We start from the raw sequence: 5696 nt of genomic DNA, 5'->3' as shown, positions 1-5696 counted from the left end.
GCGGCAAGGCGCTGTATTGCGGCGGCGTGCGCGCCGATCCCGATGACGACGCGGCCATCGACGCGCTGGTCCGCGCCCATGCGGAAGGCGCGGAGCGGCCGGCCGGCACCTGCCGGATGGGCATCGATGCGCTGTCGGTGGTCGATCCGCAATTGCGCGTGCGTGGGGTCGAGGCGCTGCGCGTGGCCGATGCGTCGATCATGCCGACGCTGGCCGGCGGCGATGCCGATGCGCCGGCGATCATGATCGGCGAGCGCGCGCACGACCTGATCCGCCACGGTCCGCGGGTACGGCTGCGTGCGCTGGAGACCTTGCTGGCGCGCGCCTGAGCGGCGCCCTGCGAAAGGCGGCCGCCGGTTTTTCCAGCAATTGCCGCATTCCTTTCCCTTTTCGGTACGCCGGTACAGGCGCAGCGGCCCGCTTGGCCCGCGCGGCCGGGCGGAAGCCTTACCCTGTGGGCCCACCATGGAAGGGAGAGCCACCGTGCAATACACAAGGACAAGCAGGGCCGCGGTCTCGCATGCCGGCTGGCCGGACGTGGACACGCGCCATCGCCAGCCGCCCGCCAGCACCGCCACCGCCGCCACCGCCGCCACCGCCACCACCACCACGGCCCTGCTGCCGTCCCATCGCATCGACTGGATCGAAAGCGACGGCAACCACGCCCCCGATCCTGGCGCCGACGGATTGCGGCGTGTCTGGATCGCCCTCGGGGCCTTGACGCGCCATCATCGCGCGCTGGCGACCGTGGTCATGGCCACGGCGATGTCGCTGCCGATCGGCCTGGCGGGCGCCGTTGTGCTGGTCCGCGGCGACCCGCGATCGCTCAACCCGGGCGTGGCAATGATCATCGCGGCCACGGGCCTGTGGTGCGGCACCTGCTGCCTATCCTGTCTGGATGAATGCCGGCGCCTGCTGCGCGACAGCGAGTCCAACGAGTAGTCCTGAGCGCAACTCCTGCAATCAAGCCGGCCAGGCCCGCTCGATCAGCCGTCCCAGCTGCGCGGCGCTGCCGTCGAGCGTGCCGAACACGCGCCCATGCTGCCGTTCCAGGCGGCTGGCGACGAAGCGCTCGGCGCTGTCGGCATCGGCATGCGCGAGCATCAGCGCCGCCTGCGCGGTCAGCACCAGGCCCTGGGCGAAACGGCGCGCGCAGGTCTCCTGCTCTTCCAGCGCGGCGCGCAGCATCGCCTGCAGCGAAGCGAGTTCGGCACGCACCGCGGCATGCCCGCCGGCGCGCTGGCCGAGATCCTGCAGCAGCCGCAGCGCATCGTCGGGACTGCGCTGGATCGCGCGCAGCACGTCCAGGCACATGATGTTGCCCGACCCTTCCCAGATCGAATTGACCGGCGCCTCGCGGTAGAGCCGCGCCATCGGCCCCTCCTCGACGTAGCCGTTGCCGCCCCAGACCTCCATTGCCTCGCCGGTGGCCTCAATCGCGCGCTTGCAGATCCAGAACTTGGCGGCGGGCGTCACGATGCGTTTCCATGCGCCGGCCAGCGGGTCGGTAGCGGCATGCTCGAACGCATGCGCGAGCTCCATCATCAGCAGCGTCGCGGCCTCGCTCTCGAGCGCGAGATCGGCCAGCACATTGCGCATCAACGGCTGATCGGCAAGCCGCTTGCCGAAGGCGCTGCGATGGCGCGCATGGTGGATCGACTGCACCAGCGCGGTTCGCAGCAGCGCCGCGCTGCCGATCACGCAATCGAGCCGGGTATTGGTGGCCATCTCGATGATGGTCGGAATGCCGCGGCCTTCCTCGCCGATCAGGATGCCGCTGGCGCCGCGGAATTCGACCTCGCTGCTGGCGTTGGAGCGGTTGCCGAGCTTGTCCTTGAGCCGCTGGATCTGGATCGCGTTGCGGCTGCCGTCGTCGCGAAAGCGCGGCACGAAGAAGCACGACAGCGGTCCGTCCTCGGCGCCCATGCGGGCCACCACCAGATGCGCGTCGCACATCGGCGCGGAGAAGAACCACTTGTGGCCGGTCAGCGCGTACTCGGCGCCGCGACCCTCGCCGCGCACCGGTCGCGCCACCGTGGTGTTGGCGCGCACGTCCGAGCCTCCCTGCTTCTCCGTCATGCCCATGCCGATCATTACCGCGCGCTTGTCGCGCCAGGGCAGGTCCTCGGGATCGTGCGCGGTGGCGTACAGCCGCGGCGCCAGTTCGCTGAACAGCGCGGCCTCCTTCTGCAGCACAGGGATGCTGGCGAAGGTCATCGTCGCCGGGCACAGCGAGCCCGATTCGAGCTGCGCCTGCAGGAAGTAGCCGGCGGTGCGCGCGGCCCAGGCGCCGGGACGTGGCTGTGCGAACGGCAGCGCGTGCAGCTGGCGGCTGCGCAGCAGCGACAGCAGCGCATGCCAGCTCGGGTCGAAGCGGACCTGGTCGATCCGTTCGCCGGTGCGGCTGTGAGTATGCAGTTCGGGCGGATGGCGATTGGCCTGGTCGGCCCACGCCTGGACCTCCGGCTGGCCCAGCGTCGCGCCGAACTCGCGCAGTTCGCCGGCATGCCAGCCGCCGCCGAGGCGTTCGAGCGCGGCGCCGAGCGCGGTGTCGATGGCGAACGGATTGTGGTGCGCCAGGTCGGGGACCTGGTTGAAGACGCGGTGGGTGGCGGCGTCGCTGGTGCTCATGGTGTCTCCTGTGGCGGACGGTCCTGTCTCTGCCCATGCCGTTACCGTTGCAATCGTTGGCGGCCTGCGATCGTTGGCGCCGGATCCGTCGGTGGCCAATCGTCGGTGGCCAATCGTCGGCGACCAATCGTCGCCGGCCCGGCGCGCGTGCGCAAGCACGCTGTCTGCATGGTAGAGCAACGCGCGAGCCCCCGGCTGCGGCGGACGCAGGCGGCTCGGGCGTCACGCCGACGGCCGATCCGATACCGCAGCGCACCACAGTCCGAATGAAACAAGGCTGGCGCAGCCAGTCCCCTTGTGCTTAAATTGGCCCCGTTGGATGAAACAGGGGTGCCGTGCGGATTGGCCGCGCGGCTGAGAGAGTCCCTTCGAACCCGATCCGGTTAGTACCGGCGTGGGAAGTTTCACTGAAGACCGCAGTTCCCGCCGGCGCGCATTCCAGCCGCGCCAGCATGGTCCCCGAGGGACATGCTCACAGGACTCCTGGTTTCGTCCATCCCCCAAAGAGAGAGGACGATATCCATGGCCCGCAATCACGCCGCCCCCGCCGCATCCTTCGAATCGCTCGAAAGCGATCTCGACCAGAAGTTCGCCTATCCCGCTTCGACCAAGACCTATCTGACCGGCAGCCGTCCGGACATCCGCGTGCCGATGCGCACCATCCTGCAGACCGCCACGCGCACCGAGCACGGCGAGATGCCGAACCCGCCGATCCCGGTCTACGACACCTCGGGCCCGTACAGCGACCCGGACGTGCGCATCGACCTGAAGGCCGGCCTGCCGCCGGTGCGGGCCAAATGGATCGAGGAACGCGGCGATACCGAGGTGCTGCCGGGCCTGTCGTCCGAGTACGGCCGCGCGCGGGCCAACGATCCGGCCACCGCGCACCTGCGTTTCGCGCAGCTGACCAATCCGCGCCGCGCCAAGGCCGGCGCCAATGTCACGCAGATGCACTACGCCCGCCGCGGCATCGTCACGCCCGAGATGGAGTACATCGCGCTGCGCGAATCGCTGAACCTGCAGGCGCTGTACGACAAGCCCGAGTACAAGGCGCTGCTGCGCCAGCATCCCGGCAATGCGCTGGGCGCCGGCCTGCCGCTGCGGCCGGAGGACATCACGCCGGAATTCGTGCGCCAGGAAGTGGCCGCCGGCCGCGCGATCATCCCCGCCAACATCAACCACACGGAACTCGAGCCGATGATCATCGGCCGCAATTTCCGCGTGAAGATCAACGGCAACCTGGGCAATTCGGCGGTGACCTCGTCGCTGGCCGAGGAAGTCGAGAAGATGGTCTGGTCGATCCGCTGGGGCGCCGACACCATCATGGACTTGTCCACCGGCAAGCATATCCATGAGACGCGCGAATGGATCCTGCGCAATTCGCCGGTGCCGATCGGCACGGTGCCGATCTACCAGGCGCTGGACAAGACCGGCGGCATCGCCGAGGACCTGACCTGGGAGATGTTCCGCGACACGCTGATCGAGCAGGCCGAGCAGGGCGTGGACTACTTCACGATCCACGCCGGCGTGCTGCTGCGCTATGTGCCGCTGACCGCCGACCGCGTGACGGGCATCGTCTCGCGCGGCGGCTCGATCATGGCCAAATGGTGCCTGGCCCACCACAAGGAAAACTTCCTGTACACGCACTTCGACGAGATCTGCGAAATCATGAAGGCCTATGACGTGTCGTTCAGCCTCGGCGACGGCCTGCGTCCGGGCTGCATCGCCGACTCGAACGACGAGGCGCAGTTCGGCGAACTGCGCACGCTGGGCGAGCTGACCGCCAAGGCGTGGAAGCACGACGTGCAGGTGATGATCGAAGGCCCGGGCCACGTGCCGCTGCAACGCATCCAGGCCAACATGGACGAGGAACTCAAGCACTGCTACGAGGCCCCGTTCTACACGCTCGGACCGCTGGTCACCGACATCGCCCCCGGCTACGACCACATCACCAGCGGCATCGGCGCGGCCAATATCGGCTGGATGGGCACGGCGATGCTGTGCTACGTCACGCCGAAGGAGCACCTGGGCCTGCCGGACAAGGAAGACGTGCGCGAGGGCATCATCACCTACAAGATCGCCGCGCACGCCGCCGATCTGGCCAAGGGCTGGCCGGGCGCGCAGCTGCGCGACAACGCGCTGTCGAAGGCGCGCTTCGAGTTCCGCTGGGAAGACCAGTTCAACCTGGGTCTCGATCCGGAGCGCGCGCGTTCGTTCCACGATGCGACGCTGCCGGCCGAGGGCGCCAAGATCGCGCACTTCTGCTCGATGTGCGGTCCGAAGTTCTGCTCGATGAAGATCACGCAGGACGTGCGCGACTACGCCGCGTCGCTGAAGGAGGCGGGCGCCGACGAGGCCGAGCGCGGCATGCAGGAGAAGTCGATCGAGTTCGTCCGGCAGGGCGGCAAGATCTACTCGTAAGGGACGGGGCCGTCGTTCCCGCGAAGGCGGGAGCCCAGCGAGCTGGCTCTCCACGAGGGGCAGGGACGCTGAGCCCCGCGCGCGCGGGGCGACGGCCGTTTCCCGCTCCGCCCTGACGTTCCCCGGCTCCCCATGGCCGGGCTGGCACAATACACCCCATGAAACAGCAGTTTGACGTCGCCATTCTCGGCGCCGGCCTGGCCGGACGCCTGGCCGCCTGGCGCCTGGTCCGCGGTGGCCTGCGCGTGGCTCTGGTCGAACGCGCCGGTCCCGACGGCGCGGGCGCGGCCGCCCATGTCGCCGCCGCGATGCTGGCGCCGCTGGCCGAATCGGCCATCAGCGAGCGCCGCATCGTCGAGCTGGGCATCGCCAGCGTGGACCTGTGGCGCGCATGGGTGGCCGAATTGAACGCCGAACAGGCGGACGAGCCCACCGCGGTCGACCCGGTCTTCTTCCAGCAGGACGGCACGCTGGTGGTCTGGCACGCCCACGACCGCGGCGAGATGCCGTTGTTTACCAGCCGCATTCGCGCCGTGTCGCCGCCGGAACTGGTGGCCGAACGGCTGCGCCGGCTCGACGCGGCCGGCATCGCGTCGCTCGAACCGGCGCTGGCCGGGCGCTTCCAGCAAGGGCTGCTGCTCGAG

General features: G+C 69.3%; 5 protein-coding genes and 1 riboswitch. Of the genes, 4 read left to right on the top strand and 1 reads right to left on the bottom strand.

The genetic code is table 11. From position 1 onward, the window contains the following. On the top strand, nt 1–329 hold a 329-nt coding region (locus AC6EI8_RS23595; RefSeq protein ID WP_498383032.1), incomplete at its 5' end, for a GMC oxidoreductase. Nucleotides 330–483: 154 nt separating this feature from the next. Beyond that, nucleotides 484–942, top strand: coding sequence for a hypothetical protein (locus AC6EI8_RS23590; protein WP_498383031.1), 459 nt, complete (start codon nt 484–486; stop codon nt 940–942). 21 nt (nt 943–963) lie between these two features. On the opposite strand, the gene AC6EI8_RS23585 is transcribed toward AC6EI8_RS23590, so the two are convergent. Then, on the bottom strand, nt 964–2631 hold the full coding sequence (locus AC6EI8_RS23585) for an acyl-CoA dehydrogenase family protein (RefSeq protein ID WP_498383030.1): 1668 nt from the start codon (nt 2629–2631) through the stop codon (nt 964–966). Between the two features lie 316 nt (nt 2632–2947). Next, nucleotides 2948–3049, top strand: a riboswitch (TPP riboswitch). Between the two features lie 104 nt (nt 3050–3153). On the opposite strand from AC6EI8_RS23585, the gene thiC reads away from it, so the two are divergent. Both thiC and AC6EI8_RS23575 read left to right on the top strand, forming a co-directional pair. Further along, a complete protein-coding gene (gene thiC / locus AC6EI8_RS23580) occupies nt 3154–5052 on the top strand; it encodes a phosphomethylpyrimidine synthase ThiC (RefSeq protein WP_149317240.1) in 1899 nt (632 codons plus the stop codon). Nucleotides 5053–5210: 158 nt separating this feature from the next. Next, a partial coding sequence (locus AC6EI8_RS23575) for an FAD-dependent oxidoreductase (RefSeq protein WP_498383029.1) occupies nt 5211–5696 on the top strand: 486 nt, incomplete at its 3' end.

This window comes from Cupriavidus sp. R6-3, from assembly GCF_059772245.1.
Note: the sequence above shows the minus strand (reverse complement) of the source record. Positions and strands in the feature narration are given on the sequence as shown.

Bases quoted from the DNA above. Each gene is read 5' to 3' on its own strand.
- AC6EI8_RS23585 (WP_498383030.1), bottom strand. From the start codon at position 2,631: ATGAGCACCAGCGACGCCGCCACCCACCGCGTCTTCAACCAGGTCCCC.
- thiC (WP_149317240.1), top strand. From the start codon at position 3,154: ATGGCCCGCAATCACGCCGCCCCCGCCGCATCCTTCGAATCGCTCGAA.